At 47.1% G+C, this 18,844-nt stretch carries 6 protein-coding genes; all 6 read left to right on the plus strand.

Annotated elements, in window-relative coordinates:
• Nucleotides 1–25 precede the first annotated feature (25 nt).
• Genes IPG41_06225 through IPG41_06250 form a run of 6 tightly spaced genes read left to right on the plus strand, consistent with a single transcriptional unit; the run spans nt 26 to nt 18,839 of the window.
• Nucleotides 26–7,081, plus strand: coding sequence for an S-layer homology domain-containing protein (locus IPG41_06225; protein ID QQR54752.1), 7,056 nt, complete (start codon nt 26–28; stop codon nt 7,079–7,081).
• On the plus strand, nt 7,009–15,006 hold the full coding sequence (locus IPG41_06230) for an S-layer homology domain-containing protein (GenBank protein ID QQR54753.1): 7,998 nt from the start codon (nt 7,009–7,011) through the stop codon (nt 15,004–15,006). The genes IPG41_06225 and IPG41_06230 overlap by 73 nt, the downstream gene beginning before the upstream one ends.
• A complete protein-coding gene (locus tag IPG41_06235; protein QQR54754.1) occupies nt 15,003–15,584 on the plus strand; it encodes a hypothetical protein in 582 nt (193 codons plus the stop codon). Before IPG41_06230 ends, IPG41_06235 begins: the two co-directional genes overlap by 4 nt.
• Nucleotides 15,581–16,198, plus strand: a complete 618-nt coding sequence (locus IPG41_06240; GenBank protein ID QQR54755.1) for a hypothetical protein — start codon at nt 15,581–15,583, stop codon at nt 16,196–16,198. Before IPG41_06235 ends, IPG41_06240 begins: the two co-directional genes overlap by 4 nt.
• Entirely contained in the window at nt 16,195–17,790 is a 1,596-nt protein-coding gene (locus IPG41_06245; protein ID QQR54756.1) for a hypothetical protein, read from the plus strand. The genes IPG41_06240 and IPG41_06245 overlap by 4 nt, the downstream gene beginning before the upstream one ends.
• Nucleotides 17,787–18,839, plus strand: coding sequence for a hypothetical protein (locus IPG41_06250; protein QQR54757.1), 1,053 nt, complete (start codon nt 17,787–17,789; stop codon nt 18,837–18,839). Before IPG41_06245 ends, IPG41_06250 begins: the two co-directional genes overlap by 4 nt.
• Nucleotides 18,840–18,844: the final 5 nt, after the last annotated feature.

The following is an 18,844-nucleotide window of genomic DNA, read 5'->3' on the forward strand; positions in this document are numbered from 1 at the left end:
AGCTTTTTGCTAGAATAAAACCCGTATGAATCCGCACGCCACTCCACGCTCCACGCGCTTGATCGTACTTGCAATTTTATTCACCTTATTTGCCTCCTTTTTGCCGATGGTTCGGGTGACGGAAGCGTTGAGCATCATTGGAAGGGCGCAATTGGAACTGAGCGGAAATCCTGGGGGAGGCTTGAATGAAATTCGTTCCGTAAGCCCGGTGGAAACACGTTACGACTTGGTGGTGATTTTAGTGGATGAAGAAATCTGGAGCAGCTCATCCAGCGGTTCGGGCTTTTTTTCATTTTTAGGCACCGCGGCTCTGAACGAAAAAATTCAACGTTATGCCGAAGACGTGCAATCCGCTTTGCCGTGGACAAAAAGCATGATCGTGACGGTTTCGCCGGGAGATAGCACAGTAGACATACAGCGTTTTTTAGAAAAATTGTATTTTGAAGGGAATGCCGAGGACAGCGACGCCACGCGCCTTGCGGGAGTAGTAGCCGTGGGACAAGTGCCCTTGCCCGTGGTGAATAAAAACGGATACCGCTTCGTGTCTTTGCTGCCTTACACTGATTTTGAAGAACCTGCCTACATTGTGGACGAAGCCAGCCAAGATTTCGTACTCAACACGGGGGCTCAAAACCTTCAAGCAGAAGTCTGGCATGGAGTCTTAGTGCCTCCTTTGGGGGGACAAGACGGGGTGGATCTGCTCGCGGCTTACTTCGATAAAAATCATGCCTTCCACTCGGGGGAGGAAGAATACATCCGTTTTGATGAAAAAGTCTTCATCGCCGATTTTGTCACGGAGAGTCACACGCTGAATTCTGTGGCTTATGGCGCTTATGAACGTTACACCAATTTGTGGGAAGACTTGGCTTACTACCGTTACACCAATGATTTGATTGAGGAAGTTTTCACCGAAATGCAAAGCACAGTGAATTCGGGGGACATGCTCGACAACGATTTTGACGGCAATTACGACGAAGAAGCCAGCAATAATATGGACGACGACGGAGATGGCCTGGTGGATGAAGATTTAGGGGACGGTTTTTTTGGGATAGACAACGATGGCGATGGTCTAGTGGATGAAGACGGCTCCGCAGATAATAACAACGACGAAGATCATTTGACCGACGAAGATCCTCCAGGGGATGCCAATGCCGACGGCTGTGCAGGGTATTGTGGCAAAGACGACAATGGGGACGCTTCAGACAGCGACGGAGACGGTTACCCCAATGGACTCGAAACAGTGCTGGGCACCGATCCTGCCGATGAAAGTGAACCTTGGAAATCGGTGCTCACCTTTTCGAATGCCGAACCTTATTCCTTCAATTTTTCTACTGCGGATGAAGCCACCGACTACTGGGCAGCAGCTTTCACGGATCAATTTTTTGCTGGAAATGGACTGGACAGTTCCTGTTATTCGAATGGCGCTTATCACCCTGAATGGGACGACGATGAAGACGGTTTCTGCGACGAAGATGGTTCCATCGAAATGCCTGCTGGAGCTTTTTGTGCGTACAACGATGCCGACTGCGACGGCACGGTGGATGAAGACACCCAAGGCTTGCAACCGCGCGCTTTGTTTGAAAATTTACCCGACTTGCAATCCAAAAAATTACTGGAAGGTTTGACTAAAAAATACGTCGAACTCTTCAGTGAGCCCCAAGGAGTTTGGAATCGAGTGGTCAGAGGCACGGGCCGCTACGAAGCTCAAGCGCTCGATTCGAATGAAAGGGCGCTCAGCGATTACGACACGCCGATTTCTCTCATTTCTAAAAAAGATGAATACACTCTAGAGTATTTGCGTGCGGTCAACGACACCCTTGAAAGTTTGACCAACGACTTGGTCAACGAAGAATTGGCTCGTCAAATTCCCGTCATTGGCATGATGGAACTCAGCGGCACCTACACTGCCGAAGAAGAAGACAGCGAAGCACAAGCCATTTGTACGGCGGGGGAAGCAGCAGATTTGACCAGTGACGCCTGTCTACAATTTTTCAATTCCGGATCCAGCGATGGAGTTTTTGATTCGGTGGATTTGCCGCACAATTCCATGGCTGAGTATGTCTCGTCCAACGACGCAGATAAAATTTATATGAACGGAACAGCCCTCACCGACATCGACAGTCCCGCGGCTTGTACCCTTTTCGCAGGGACTTATGAAGAGGACGGTCAGCTCTCGCAATTCAATGCCATGTACAGTACTGATCAGTTGGATTTGAACGTGAATGAAGTCCAGGATTACAAAAATTGTGTGCCCGAATTCGCTTCATATTTGGATGAGATCCCCGAGCTGTGTAGCGTGGCCACTGCCACCGAAGACATTCGCAATTTAGGTGGAGCCATTTCGGCGGATGAACTGGCCGAGCGCATCGGACAAACACCTGAAGAGGCCGCCTCCAATTGGGAAGTGGGTCCCGAAGCGTGTTACGAATTTCGAGAATTCACGACGTATAGCGTCTACTTGCAATCGAATGGACGTTTCAACGATTGGCTGTCTAAAAAACTTCGTAAATTTCAAAAGGACAGCGGACGCGACGAATCGGAATATGAAGAATTTTTAGAACGAGTTCAAGAAAGACGCGAAGAATGGGGACCCGACACTGTCACGCTCCGAAAACATTTTAGAGAACTGGATTTGATTTCTTCCAGCACCGAAATCACCTACACCGTCACCGACATGATGAATGATGTGCTGGGTTATAGAGAAGAGTGGAACGATGATGACATCGACACGTATTTGGCCCTGCACGATGAAGACACGCCCATTGTTATTCAAAATCCTGAGTATGGATCGGGAACAGAAGATTTGGCGAACATCACGGTGTATTTGAACAAAGCCTATCTGAGGGAAGATTCGGAGTCCTTCACTTTGGACGAAGAGGAGGCCGAAATGATTTCTTCCAGCTATTATCACAACGAACCCAACTCAGCCACTTTGAACGCTCAGGCGGCCACTTTGGCTTCGCCCAATCTTCCCATTGATGCGACGCGTCGTGTGGTTTTCATTGATGAAGCGGATGAAAGTCAAACACTGAATTATGTGAATGCGTTCGATGCCAGCACCGTTTCTGACGTGCAAAACCAATTGGACATTTTAGCCGCTGCCGTCGCAAATGTTTCAGAGGGCAGCACTCATGCCAATGACGTGGAAAACTTCATGGATGCACTGAACGTTCATCAATTGGAAGATGCCCTCACGTGGTACCGTTTGAGCATCGATGAAAAACACGATTATGTGCTCAGTCACTATTTGGGCAGCGAAGAGCCTGTTATTTCCAAGGCTCGCAACGGTTACGAAGTGGTGTCCATTATTGCCGATGGCAAGGCCGATGAAATGGTGGCTGCTTTTCATCCCGTAGACGAACAGGAAAGCGATTTGGAATTCATTTACAGGGATTTAGAATTGGCGGAAGCAGCCCTCTCGGAAGATCAAGCGCCCTCCCAACCCGAGCCACTCAGCGCCTTGAGCAACACCACTCCCGTAAACCTGTGGGAATGGTTTCCTGCCGTTGAAACTTGGCTGGGGGAACTGCGAAATTCGGTCAATAATTTTGGAACCTATGGGGGCGGAGCCGTTTGTGGAGACGCTTCCGATTTTGTCCAAGAAAATGGAGATGAAGATGGGAATGGAATCCCCGATGGAGCAGAGGCTACGCTGCGTCTGACTTTAAGCAGTGAAGATTACAGTGTTTTAGAAGCCTATGGTTTAAATGGAGACACTTATGTGGTTTCGGTCAGTGCAAGGCAAGCAGACGATTCTTTGAATGCGCTCGATAACAACACCGAAATTCTGCTGCAAGTCGTCAGCGGCACTGCCAGTGCAGAAATTTTAGGAAGTTCCATTTTGCAGCTCAGCGGTGGAGTGGCCAGTTTTTCCATTGGCGGTCTGGAACCTGGCACCTTCACTTTACAAGCCTCCGCTAGCAACCGTGAAAATGTAACAAACTCCAATCTTTTGAGTGGAACGGTGGAGGAAAAACATTTGAAAGTGAGCACCTTCATTCGTGAAAATGCAGATGGAACCGTGCAAGAAAATCATTCAGGGCAGCGCATTGAAGTCAGGAACGAAAATGGAGAAGTAGTCGCCGTTTTAAATCCTGAAAATGGTGACTTGGAATTGCGCGGCGTGCAGGCCAAACTCTTGGAAGCCACTCCAAATTTGCCCACTCGTGTGAGCATTCAAGATTCGGAAGGCAGAACCTATGGTGTTTTCTTCCTCATCCCTGAAGTCAAAACGGTTGCAATAGGAGATGGCTATGCCGGGGTCTTTGTGGAAACCTTAGATTCAAGCCATGAAGCCCTCCCCACCGATGCAGGCGTGGGCCTCTTCAAAGACACTTTGCAAATGGGCCTTGTTACCGATCATGGACAAATTGCAGTGTCAGAAGGCTATCGTTTGGAATTTGAAAATCCCAGTGAAATAAATCTGTATGAGCCCTTGTACATCACCAATTCAGCAGGAGAGCGTTTCTTCAAAGTGAGCATCAAACATTCCATTCAGCAGGGTTCTTTAGTGGAACCCACGGGCCTCTACGAAAATCATTTGAGCTTGAAACACAAAACGTGGTTCAAACGGGCCCTTGCGGCTTTAGTGATTCCCGATTACGACGCGGACGGATTGGACGATTTGGAAGAATGGGTGATTGGAACGGAGACAAATCTCTCTGACACCGATGAAGACGGCTATTTGGATGGAACTGAAATTTTTTCGGGCTACAGTCCCTTGGAAGAAGAGGAAAAATTATTCACTGATATCGATGGCTCTCATGAGGCCTATTACGCTCTGGCCACTTTGTATTTGCGAGGCATCGTCAAAGGGTACAGCGATGGCACATTTAGACCCGACAATCCCATCACACGTGAAGAATTCATCAAGATCGACTTGGGTGCTATTTGTAAGGATTGCGACAGTTATGAATCCGCTTATGAAGAGGCGCTGATGGCGCTTTACAACCAAGATCCTTTTCCGGATGAAAACATCAGTTCAGAACTTTTAGCCTGTGTCGCAGAGGCAAAAACATCAGGAATTGTTTCGGGCTATGCGGGAGGTGAAGAGGCCGGATTTTTCTTACCGAATCGCCAAATCAGTGTAGCAGAAGCGACGAAAGTTTTAGTTGAAACAGCCGGTTTTGAAAGCCGAACTCCCACGAGCAATGAAGCCTGGTACGTGGGTTATGTAGAAGCGGCACAAGAACACGATTTATTTCCTACCAATCAAGCCCTCACTCGGGAATGGTTGGAGGGAAGCATCACGCGTGCAGAATTCGTGATGATGGCCGTGAATTTGGTGGAGGCACAGGATTGTCGCGCAGTGGACAATGATGCCGACTACTTGAGCGATGTGGAAGAAACCGTGCTCTATGGCACAAACCCTCAAAATGCAGACACCGATTTGGGCGGCGTGAGCGACTTTGATGAAATCGTTCGGAGCAGCGATCCTTTGAATGCCGAAGACGATTTCCCCGCTGACACTTCAGACCAAGAGCAGGAAGATTATTCTGCTTACAGTTCTTTTGAGCATGAAGCGGGGCTCTATTCCGTTTCCTCAAACGATGCCTATGAAAGCATTACCGTGAATGCAGAAAGCGATTCAAGCGCCCCCAATGTGTATACAAACACTATACCCGCCGACGGAGAAGCCACTTTGTATGTGCGTGCCGAAATCACGAATTTGGAAGGAAGCATTTATGTGGATGACAATAGCAGTATTGTCGAGTTTGTGCTTTCCAGTTCAGAACATGGGCGCTTGGACAGCAACCTCATACAAGTGCAAGGTGGGGTCGCAGAAGCAGTGTTCAACGCTTCCCAAAATGCCGGGGAACTGCATGTCAGTGCTCAAGTTCGTGAAGGGGCTCTTCCATATGAAGGCCAGACCATTGAGGTCTATGCAGGCCAACCCACTTCCATGAATTTAGCCTTGGAATCCACCGTCCTTCCCATGGGCGGACAAAGTGTAACGGAGGCCACTTTGACTCTCTACGATCGTTTTGGAAACGTGGCCAATTATGAGACGTATTCAGTGACTTTAGACAGCAATGAAGTGACCTTGCTCGACTTGACGGATGAAGACAACGAAACGCCCGGTTACCAAATCCGCATACAAAATGGAACGCAAGCTTTCCGCGTGCTTTCAAGCGTGGAGGCATCGACAGGAACAATAATGGCAGCACTCACCGAGCAGCCCGATATTCAAGACAACATTGAATTGAATTCCGTGGAAGGACTGAATGTGAACGTGAGTCTTTCGGCTCCGTATCTTTTTGCTGGATCAGAAGGGACTCAAGAAGTGCTCATCACTGTGACCGATGCAGAGGGAACGCTGCAAACCGGTTTTCAGGGCGAAGTGAGCATGAGCACCAGCGATCCCAATCACGGTCATTTTGATGAACCGACATTTTCTTTGAGTGAAGGCAGTGCCGCCGTGACCCTGACTGCCGGCACCTTGGCCGGCAACGGAGCAGTGCTGGTAGAAAGCGCGGGTTTGCAAACCGGCAGTGCAAATTTAGAAGTGAAACCCGCCGAGATTTACGAGTTGCGCATTCGAAAAGACGACGGAGCGATGCGGGCTCAAGCAGGGGAACTAGAATATTTTTGGGTGGAGGGCTATGACGTGTACGGCAATCGTGTCACCACCGATAGCACAACCACAGGCACCTTACGGCTCACAGAAGCCAGCGCCGATTATGCCACTCTTTCGAGCGCCATTTTTCAACTGAATCAAGGCGCCGATCGCTTTGGCGTGCAAGTCGGCGAAGTCAGTGGAAGGCTCAGCATTGTGGCCAGTGCCCCTGCACTTTTGGCGGGAACTTGGGGTGGAAACATTGAATATTTCACAACAGGCGAGGAGCTGAGTGGCATGCAGCCTCAAATGCTCTATGCCAATGTTTTAGGAGCTCCTTTTGGAAATGTAAATGAAGAAAATTACGTGGCGGGTTGGCTGCTCTTCAATGAAAAACTCAAGCCATCAGCAGTTTGGTTTCTGAGCCAAAACCCCATAAACCTTTGGCTTCTGTGGATGCTGAAGGAAACATCACACTGGCCGAAGATGGACTGCTCACTCAAGTCGTGGAAGGCGCAGCAATGACCTTGCCCACGCGCATGCAATGGCGCTCTTTCCCTGACCAAATTTTGCAAGCTGAACTCTTTTTTGTGCATGGAGAAGCAGCCGTTTATGAGGCCCATTTAGTGGAAGAAAACAATGCCTACAGTCTTTTGGAAGAAGACGGCGTCACTTCGCTTTTGAAAAATTCAGGCGTGCTAGCAAGAGTGCGTGCCGATGGACAAATCGAACTCCTCGATCCCAGTCTCTACTTGATTGTGAATGCCGCAAATCAAGGCCTGAGCTTGGCCGTGATGGAGAATGGACAAGCCGTGCTTCAAGTCAATTATGAAAGAGTTTGGGAAGAAGACGTGACTTTGCTGGAAAGCGATCATGACCTCACTGATTGGTCCAGCTTGAACGCGGGCATTTACATCAAACCCACCGCAGACAATGAGCATGCTTTCGAACCCATTTCTAGCGGCAACAGTTCTTTGAGCCCTCAAGGCTTGGCCTTGGTGGATCCTACGGAAGAATTGCCCAAAGAAATGCAGGCTTCCCTGGGCTACACTTCTTTAGATCAAGCAGAAGAAGATGGAACTGTGGGTTGGGAAAAAGAGAATAAAAATCTGCTGCTATTCAGTGCTGGGAACACTGCAGGCGTCTCGAATCTTTTTTATGTTTCGGAAGTCGGAATACTGCTGGGCGACCCCACGGTGAGCTTGCCAACCGCCAATGAAGCCAACAGTTTAGGTTTCACCGAAGATGTGGGGACACTGATTTCTGCTTCCCAAGATGAGATTTTAGAGCTCGTGGATATCGATTACAACGGCGATGGACAAATGGACGTGCTGGTGGCTTACGAAGACGGACGCATTGAAGTTTTGCAAAATCACCAAGCCGCGCAGCGTTTGCGTTCTCGCGGAACATTGTTGAAAATTGAAAATGGAATCCGTTCCATCGATAAAGGGGACTTCAATGCCGATGGACTAACCGATCTGTTGATCGTCACAGAAGAATCTTGCTATGCCGATGAAATGTGCCTTTATGAATACGACAACATTGGCGGTGGTTTTGTAGCTAAAAATTTAAGTTTTTCAGACATTGCAGCTCAGCCCGAGCAAGTGGAAGTCAGCGATTTGAACAACGATGGTTATGATGATTTGGTTCTGGCCGATGAAAACATGGTTTTGTACACGGTGTGGAACAGCGCGGGCGGTTTTTATGCGGTGGATGAGATCAAAGATTTTGGACTGCACAGCGACTCCAGCATAGATTTGGCCTCTCAAATGCTCTTGCGCTACAGCGGTTTGGACAGCGGTTCCGTATCCTTACCCATAACGGTGGATGCTCGTGACACCGGCAATGCTCAATTGGACCGCTTTTTAAATGCTGTGGATACAGCCAGTGCTTTCACTTTGGAAACCGATGGAGAAAATGGGGGAGGGCTGGAGCAAAAAGCAGACACCCTTTTTGAACATGCCAATGCCGAAGTTTTCAATGATGTGTTTTCCGTCAGCAAGTCCATGTCCGATGAAAATGGAGGCACAGCTGAAGTAGGGGATGAATTGACCTACACACTCACGCTGCAAAACATTTCAGGAACAACGCTCAACAACATTTATATTTCAGACACCGTGGATGCGGTCTTCCAATTCAATGCCGAAAGTTTGACCTGCAGCGATTGCAGCGCAGTGAACCTCAGTGAGGCACAATTTGTCCCCGCAGATGCCACTCGACCTTTTGTGTTTGGCCCCCTCGACCTTGCAAACGGAGCGGATCTAACTTTGACTTATCATGCAGAATTGATGCACTTGCCGCAACTTGCTTTGATGGTGGGCAACGATTTATTTGGAGATTATGTGGACGACGACCGGCCCGATATTGGAGTTTCATTGGATGGAAACACCACCGGAGAACTGATGGTTTATTACTCCGATGGCAGTTATACAGAAACCTTGGAAGAAGGAATTTTGGGTTCCGATTTAGGAGCCATGACCGTAGAGCATGTGCATTATGCCGAAAGAAATTATTCGCCCAGCACTTATGCCGAGGAGCATGAAACCGAACGAGCCAGTCCTTTTGAAGATGCCGATGAAGACGGTGTCCCCGATTTCATGGGTGAAATGGATCCGGAATTGGGCATCCCTGTACCGGACAGCGGTTACGATGCCGTTGCCGAAGTGTTAGGGGGAAGTGATCAAGATGGAAATGGATATTATTCCAGTCAGGAAATGTTCAGCAGCGACGTGGATGCGGACAACGATGGTCTTTACGATACCATCGATCGATCCAATGCAGGCGAAGGATTGATTTTAGATCCGGCCTTGGATTTACTCGTTGGGGAGGGTGCAGAAATCGATGCCGAAGTCGCTCTTTTGGATGAACAAATTTCCGGCCTCACCAATCAAGTAGAAGAAGTTGTTTCCAGCTTCACTTGCGATGGCGGCTGTTTGGCCTTGCCGGGTAGTGTGGCTTTCTTAGCCAGTGGTACTTTTCACGATCCTTTCACGGGAACGCCTTTGGGTTACGACGTCGGTACACCAGTCTTTGGCATCATGCCCAATCCTAGTTATGTGTGCACCGCCACCGCCTGCCAAGCCACCAGCGTGCTGCGCATTTACATTGCCCCAACCACCACGCTCGGTCTCGGCCTCGGAGTCTGTGTTGCTCCTTACGCCGTGGGTCAATGTTACGCTTTCAATATACCACTTTTACAAGCCCTAGGAGTCTGTGATGCCATCAATGGATTCGTAGCGGACTCCCTTTCAAAAGCCAGTGATTTTGTAGAAGAAAATGGAACCGTGGCTTTGAATGTCCTAGGGTCTTCTGGTGGAACCGTGGCTGCCCCAAGTGGGCTTTCCAGTTCATCGTACGCAAACTACAGTCCGCCCCTTTCCACTCAAACCAACATCGACATACCCGGCTTTCCTTCTGTTTTCACAGAATGGTGGAAGGCTCAAAAAATGGAGTTTTTCAAAATGTTGGATTTGCCAGATATCACCTTCATTTATCCTGATCCGAAAAGCCTTTCTTCCGAGTTTGGTGGCATACGTCAAAGGGCCCAAGAAGAATCGGTGAGCTTGGATCAGGCAAGCAATCCCATGGTTTTGGATCACGAAATCAAGATTCAAGAAATGAGCAGTGGAATTTTAAATTTAGACAAGTGGTTGAACATGGCTCATGCACTTCCGATCATCGATATCCAAACCGAAAAAGTCTACATCCACTACCCTGCTTTGACGGAAGAAGAAGTAGAAATTTTTCAAAAAGACATGGGAGAGTGGACGGTTCGTACAAAGAGCAATTTTGCCATTTTCAAAGAGCAATTTGAATTGCGCCGCTTGGCAGGCGAAGAAATTTCTGCCGCAGAAGAGCAGGCTTATGATGAACTGGTGCTTGCGGTGGATGAGGCCATTACGGCGGTGGAGAGCAACATGGCCATTTTAGAGTCTTATAAAGACATCCCTGAGCAAATTTTGGAAATCCGAACTATGCAAGCGCAGTATGCCAAAGTCATTGTTTGTTATTTGGACGCCATCTTGGATTACACGGCTGGATATTTAAGTGAAAATTTACAACGAGTGGAAGCGTGGGCTCAATTCGTAGTCGATCTGCGCGACGTGGTGGATGGATGGCAAGTGCTCATCGATTTGTCCGCGGATTTCATGGACTCTTGTGATAAATGCACAAATCAACGCTACAGCGGTTTACAATTGCTCTTCAGCCTCTTCGTTTTCATGCCGGAATTTCCGGTGGTGGAATTGCCTAAACTCCCCGACATCGTCATCGATGTGTCTCATATTCAAGCGGGAGTAGACATCCTTTGGCCCGACATTGAATTTGTCCCGGAACGCATTGACATCCCTGAATTGCCCGAATTGGTTTTCCCCTCGGCACGATTCAACTTAGACACGGAACTGGACATCGATTTGGATATCCCGACTCTGCCCGAATTCCAATTGAATTTTGAGTTGCCACAACTTCCTGCGTTGACTTTGCCTGAGCTGCCTTCGCTGCCCCCGCCCCCCAGCATTCCAGAATTGGATCCCACTTTAAAAGCCTCTCTCGAAGTTGCCAGCAATGTTTTGAAACTGGTGTGCATCATCCGTTCAGGTTTTATTCCTACGCCAGAAAGCCAACTCAAAGCCCGCATTGAAGAAATCACAGAGCGTCCCGGTGGCACCTTTGTGGCCGCAGATTTTGCAAGCACCGTGGAATGGCCTGCCTTCAACTATGACTTTTTGAAACGCATCGAAATCAATACCTATTTGAATTTGAATGCCGACTTCACTCCTCTCTTCGATGTGATGGAACATTTGGGGGCTCAAACCGAAGAATTGAGTGAAAACACGGCAGAAGGAATTTCGGGTCCTTTACAAGATTTGGCCAATGAAATTCAAGAGGCACTCACAGGTGCCGGTGAAAACACCAGCATCGATATCGATGCAGAATTGAATGTGGATTTGGAAAGCTATGTGCATCCGGCGGTTCAAACGGCTGAACTTTATAAAGACGATCCTTTGGTGCAACAAAATTTAATAGCCTTGCAGCAAGTCATGCATTCCTTACAAAGCCAAATCGATGCTTGGGCCAAAGATTTGCCAGAAGAAGTGCGCTTGGAGGCTACCGATCGACTTTTGGCCTTGGATGATCCATTGCTGAATCGTTACGACGAAATCGCAAAAGAAAATCCCAACTTAGACCCTGAATTTTTAGCCAGCATTCAAGAAACGCCACTCGTAGGTGTATTGAATTTGAAGAATTCTCTTTTGGCGCATGTTCAAAATCTGGATGCAGAAAACACCCGCCTATTGGTCATGGACGATGAAAATTTCTTCCGAACTTTGGCTGCCGAATCGTCTTCCTCTCATTTTGAACTCGCAGCGACTCAAGAAGAAGGATACAGCACGGCAGCTGAATGGAATTTAAACGCTCTTAAAAAAACCTCCTTGGATGAAGTAGAATTGAGCACCGAAAGCGGAGCACCCGAAATAGAATCCTTGGATTTGGAAGTGCAAAATCAGGCCTTCAATACGGGGCTTTACATTTACAATGCAGAAGCAGATGTGAGCACTCGCCTCACGGCCTATGCAGCCGAAACCGACGAGACCACTCATATTTTGTTCATGGACGTGGATCAAGATGGCGATGAAGATGTGATTTATTCATTGGGAGGCGATGTCTACATCAAAGAAAATCACAACGAAAGTCCCCGTTTGCAGTACGTGAGCACCGATCCTTCGGAAGTAACGCTTTCCGAAGAATTGCCCGCAGCCGGCTCCATGCAAAAATTTGAGGAAAAGAAAAACACTCATGGAGAAAGCAGTTTTGCGTTTGGAGCTTCCTATGAAGCAGTGGGTTATGAGTTCACCATGTACGATTCCCTCGACGCTCAAGAGGCAGCTCCCAATGAAAATGTGAAACGTTTGCTTCTTTTATCGGAGGAAGAAAATCTCAAAGGAGTTTGGTCATCGGAAGGAGATTTTACTGCAGAAACTTCTGGGAACCCCGCCATGCCCAGCGTTGCAATGAGTCGATTGGTTGCCACTGCAGTGAGTGGCAATGTGCAGCTTAAAAACGGAGCCGCACGCACTTTCATTCACGACAATGCCGAATGGGAAACGAGTGAACCCGTGCTGCTGCAAACCGTGAGTCCGGCGGTCTTGGAGCTGACTTACGAAGAAAGTGAAGCTCGTTTGGAAGTCCCAGCCTACACGGTTTTGAGTTTTGGAAATGATGTGGGGCGGCGCATACGTTTAGAAAGTGGAGAAGCTTATATGATTGATCCAGACACATTTCTGACAGAACAAGATTTAGAGGAAGGCATGATGATTTTTGCTGGAGAAATAGTGGATTTAGAAACGTCAAACGCCGAGGCAACACTGTCGACTACGGAAGGAGGAGTCTTCCATTTGGATGAGGAAGAAGTCTTTGTGATGGATCGTTTACTCAGTCCAGAAAGCCCTTCTGCACAAGTTCAGCTTGAAAATGGAGCGTACTACACGGTGGGCCGGGCTCTCTACGGCGATGGCAATTCAAGCACTCTTTCTGATAATATTCTGCTCAACCCTCAAATTTGTGGCGATGATTCCGAGCCCATGATCATTTCACCAGATCGTTTGGATTTAGCCATCTTCTCCACCACTGATATTTCTGCGGATCAATCCTTCGATAGCACGAGTGAAATCATCGATGCATATTGGGATCTGGATGCCAATGTGGATGCCGATGGAGATGGAGAATTCACCAACGATGAAGAGCGTTTCGGATTGAACACCAGCATTGGTCCCTACACCGATTTAGAACCCAAAACAGTCACCCTTCACGTGGTGGATTCAGCAGGAAACATCGCTCGCAGAAGCATTGAAGTGAACTTGTACGTGCCTGCCATTGAAGTACACACGGCCACTCCCGAAGTCGTTGCAGGAGGCACCGATCCTTCCAGCCCCCATTTCCCTTTCACCTTGGTGCGTGAACGCGAAGGAACTTTAAAAGAATTGGGCGCCTACATGACAGATGAAGACGGCAATTTCATACTCCCCATGCAGAATTCAGATTTGCTTGCCGTTTATAACGCCGAGGGCCTGTCCATTGCCGAATTCAATCCCTTGACCAAGCAAGTCCAAATTTTAGATGAAGATTATGAGGTGAGGTTCATCACCGCTTCTGAAACGTGGCCTTCTCATCTTGCAGTGTATGAAAAATCCACAGGCATTGTGATGGGTAATTTTATTTTCGTCACCGATTCCAGCTTGCCGATCACTCGTTTGGGAACCCCGCTTTCAGACTATGATTTGAGCACCTTAAATCGTGTCACGGTTCACAGTGTGAACGACCCCAACGGTTATGATTTTGCAAACACTTCCATCACCGCTTACGATGAACTTGGGAACTTAGATTTCAAGCTCAGCAACACCGGGAACATCACCGTATTTGACTCACGTTACACTGTACTGCGTCGCGAAGCCGATTCGCTTGAAGATCCTTTGATTTTGGAAGTTTATGACGAAGGCACTTTGGAGTTGGAAATCTGGCCCGGCATGGACAGCACTGTCTATTTAGAAACCACCGATGATTTGAATTTGCCGGCCTCTGCCCTCATTGAAAACCATGGGTCTTCCACTCAAGACACGGAGCTTTATTTTGAAGACATTGATGCCGATGATCCTTTGTATGAAAAAATCACAGAACTCGTGCAGCGAAATGTGCTCGAAGGTTATGAAGTGGATGGCGATCGTTACTTTAAACCTGACAATCAAATCAACCGTGCCGAATTCACAAAAATCATTTTGAGTATTTTGTGCATTGTTCCTCGCGACGAAGCGGAAATTTTACCCGCTGTCTTCAACGATATTTTGAATGAATCTTCATGGTATTATCCCTATACAAAAGAGTCTTATTTATCGGGACTCATCACGGGTTATCTTGGTGAAAAAGATGCGACAGGATTGACTCCTTTTAAACCAGAAAACACCATCACCAGGGCCGAAGCGAGCAAAATTGTTTTGGAGGCATTGAATGCAGAAGGAGTGATTCGTTTGCCCGATCTGCAAAGCGACGGTGCATGGTACGAACCTTATATGGAAATTGCACAAGATTTAAGCCCCTACATGACGGGGGAAAGCACCGCGGGAACCAGCAATCATCTGCTCACTGCAGAAGAAGCTGCTCTGCCCAACCACGTGCTCACTCGCTATGAATTTGTAGAAATGTCCGTGCGCGTGCTGCAAGCCTACAATTGTTTTGCACTGGAAACTCCAAGCGATTATTTCAATGATGAAACCGAATGGCTACCCGGAATTCATGCGCTGCGTGAAGCGTGCAACACTTGTCCTTGTGTTTCTCAAGTGGATTATGCAGCAGAACTTAGACCGGGTGACTTTGTATTTGCTATAATCCAAAATGAATGGGGTGAAATCTTTGGAGTGAGCCCCTCGGTAGAAATCCTTGCCCCTTCCTCGCCATGAATCTATTTTTGAATCAAAAACGTTTTATTCAAAGCAGCCTCGTTGTGCTTCTTCTTTTGAGCTCCACCCTGTGGGTGCAAGCCGATGAGAGCAATTCTTTAGAACTGTACGGAGTTGAAGATTATGCCTGTGCTGCAAATCTTGCCGCTGCGGCCGCTCCCATTTTGGAAAATTATGAAAACGTTATGGATCAGTATATGAAAGTGGATGAACCCACGAGTGAACAATTTGAAAATGCCTTCATGCTTTATCGTTACGTCGAAGACAGCATTCAAGAAGAGTATCAAAACAACGCAACAACTTTGGGGGTCAATAAAAGTTTGTCTTTTTCAAATGAAGAACTTTCCGTATGTCGAAACATGCGCGATCAACTGCTTGAATATTCCCGCAGCTTCATTTCCATTTTTATATCCGGTGCAAGTGCATCCAAAACCACCTTTGAATTTGTGGATGGTTTAAAGTCCATGAATGCCGATTTGAAAGACATGTCTCTTTTATTTCAACGCACTTTTCCAGGTCAATTCGTAGAAATGTCCAATGCTCTCCCTTGCTACGCTCATCAATGCCTAACTCAATGAAATCTTTTTTCATTCAATACGGACCTTACTTTCTTCTCGCCTTTATAGTCGGTTTTCTTTTCCCTCGCCTGAGTGCAAGCAGTGTGCAAAGTGCCGCGATCAATTACGATGCCATGGAAAACATGGACGAAATGATTTTGGCTTTTCATACTGACATGAATACCACCACCAATCTTTATTTAGAGCGGATGTTTGAAAACCCTCAGCCCAATGTGCTTTACCCCGCCGCCGCTTCTGGATGCGACGATGAAAATTTATCCACCTATTGTCTGGCCGTGGTCTTGAACGAAAAATTATTGGCCTTTGAAACCGCAATGCTGAGTCGTAAAGACAGCCTCGCAGATTTGGATGGATCTGTTTCTTCGGAAGAAGCGACTCAATTTGCCAATCAACAAGTCTTGGTGGTGAACGAACAGCTCCAAAATGCAGAAGCCGCCTTGGACTTAACACTTTCCACTTACAACCAAGTTCAAATGGTTTATCCGCTGCATCTAGAGATGGAAAATTTCCGGGCAAATCTAGAAAATTTTCGAGACAATTTAGCAGCCGTGCGGGACGTGGTTGAACTTTATCCTTCTAAATTCAATGGAGCCAGTACGGCTCAGTGCAAATGAAGCGATTTTTACTTCTTAGTTTCGGTCTTCTCATCAGCGCTACTTTGGGCTTGAAATGGGGTGAAGTTACCTTTGCCGTAAGTCGCTCCGAAGATTTATTGCAGACCCTTTTAAATGAAGAAAATATCACGGTAACAAACAGCAAAGACCCTAAGGAGCTGCGTGCTTTGGCGTCGAATGAAGAACTGCCCTTTCAAAATTTGTATCTTTTCATGTTTCAAAACGTCAGCGACGGACCCTCAGAAGCTGCTTTGGAAGAATTACAAACGCGTTTGAGTATCGAAGCTTATCGCAATTACACAAACAATGAATTGGAACAAATCGTAGTGGAAGGCAATTTAAAGCCCATCATTGAAAAACTGGATTCCGATTCTCGAGAAGAAATTTTAGAAGAATACACTTATTTGGTGGATCTCTATCAAAATGAATTGGAACTGCAAAGAGAATTTAGAAAATTTGCCTACGAAGCCGTGGCGGATGAAATGTTTTTCAACAACGATTTGAATGACTCCGCGAACATCGACATTTTGCACGATTTGGATTTGGCGCATTACGTGCTCTTCGGTTCCGTCATTGAGTACCCAGATCGCAGTGGGGAAGAAGCCGTGGATTTGGCTTCGGAGCAAAATCCCGAGCTCACGGAGCCGGTAGTGACTTTGAGCTCAGACGCAATCAGTCCTTACACCTGTTTCGATGATGTGGCTTTGCGCGAAGCTCTCGAAGTTTATTACGAAGCCAATCCCGAAAGTGAAGAAGAAAGGGAGGGAAGTCAGGGGGGAACAAATTCCTCTTCTGGGGGAGATGTAAATGAAGCAGCAGAAGCAGAGCAAGCCGAAGACATTTTAGATGATTTGGATGAATTCATTGCCGATTTACAAGGCACCCCCGGGGACTGGAGCCGCTCCTTGCCTTGCAACGAAATTTTTTGTATCACCGTGGATCTTGTGAGCGATACGGAAGATCCCGTTTCAGAAAACAATTATGAGCCCACTTCCAATTGCGTGCTCTGTCATCTTTCTTACATCAATCAACGAATGGAAGAGACTTTGAGCAAAAGTTTGGTAGCCAACAAACCCTCTCAAAATTGGTTTGAAGATGCCACCTGTAAAGAAGCCGGTTCTCAAGTGGATTTAGACTTCAATGTATACTTGGTGCCCATGCCCATTGAATTGGACCCTGGGGATGACATTGAGGAGCGGCCTACCGAGCGCATTGCTGAATTGCAAGAAGCGTTGATTTCTTTAGGGCATTTTGCTCCAAGAAAAAGTGCTTTCGATCGTGCAACGGAAGACCTTGAATGTGAAAGCATTCTCCATTTATACGACGCAGCCGATTCCGCTGTTTCTATCGAAAAAATCCAAGAGGCCTGCGTCGTCGCTGCCGCCGATGCCCAAGCCCAAGTGGATGAAGTTTTTGAAAAACTCAATTTTGAAGCCAGAGCAGAAAATCAAAATATGCTTTACGAACAAGCCTCTGCCGAGCTTTACACCATGCTGCTGCTTTTCCAAAATATTCAAGCTGGGTTTCAGCAAAGTTACCTCACTGATGACGCTCCGCTCGCCCATTTAATGTCTAAAAATTATTGCAAATGAAAATAAAAAAACTCAAATTCCTTATTCTTTTTTGCTTGGGGGCCACACTTCCATTGATGCAAGTTTTACCCGCACCCGCTCAAGCCGCAAGCTTCACGTGCATGAACAATTACTACGATTTCATTCTCAACGTCAATTCTGAAAACTTGCGCAGCGAAAATCTAAAAGACATTTTTACCTTGGGCTACTGTCCCCTCAATGACATCCTGCTTTTGGATGATGAGTTGGACACACTGAAAACCAATTTTAGAAATGCCGCCAACGCTTGCGAATCCACTCTTATTTACGAAGAAGACTATGAACGTATCCTTATGGAGATGTATTTTGTACGCCATCTTCAAGCAGGGGAAGCCTTGAATGCAGTGGATGCCGCCCAACTGGAACAGCTTACAACAGAAAAATTAAACACTTTAAAAAAAGAAATGAAGACTGCTTTTGTGGACATAGAGCAGCGTGTGGATGAATCCACTTTCAACCGTTATTTTGAACAATGGACTTTCAAATATGAAGACCGAGTGGCCAATTATCGAAACTGTGAAGAAGGTCCTTGGGCCGAACTCACAGTCACTTGGGAAGACTTCACCGAAACCATCCAAGAATTAGATTTTTCAGTGGAAAGAAATGAACATGAATCCTTAAAAGAAATTTTGATTCCTAAAGTGGACGTGGAAGCCGATGAAGACATGACGGCTCTGGGCAATAGCATCAAAAACGTTTGGAATTATTTAAAAACCAAGAAAGAAAAAAACAGAGCGAATATCGATCCTGCCTTGAGCGTTTCAGAATTGACTGTGGCAGGAGGATCAGTGAGTTTTGATGAGGCTCTGGAGCAATTGAATTCCAGTGTTTCAGAATACGATTTGGAGCTACGCAGCGCCGACCGCATGAGTGAATACGAAATCCTATACGGGGCAGGGGGCTCCGTGCAATCCACCAACCTCCAAAGCATTATGCTAGCCCTCAATGAAGTGTTGACGGAAGTCAACAATAAAGACCTTCCCAGCATCGCTGGAAACACCGCCCTGATTTCGGACAAGCAGTGCAATTGATCGAC

It is taken from the genome of Candidatus Peregrinibacteria bacterium (genome assembly GCA_016699145.1).
GTDB lineage: Bacteria > Patescibacteriota > Gracilibacteria > UBA1369 > 2-02-FULL-48-14.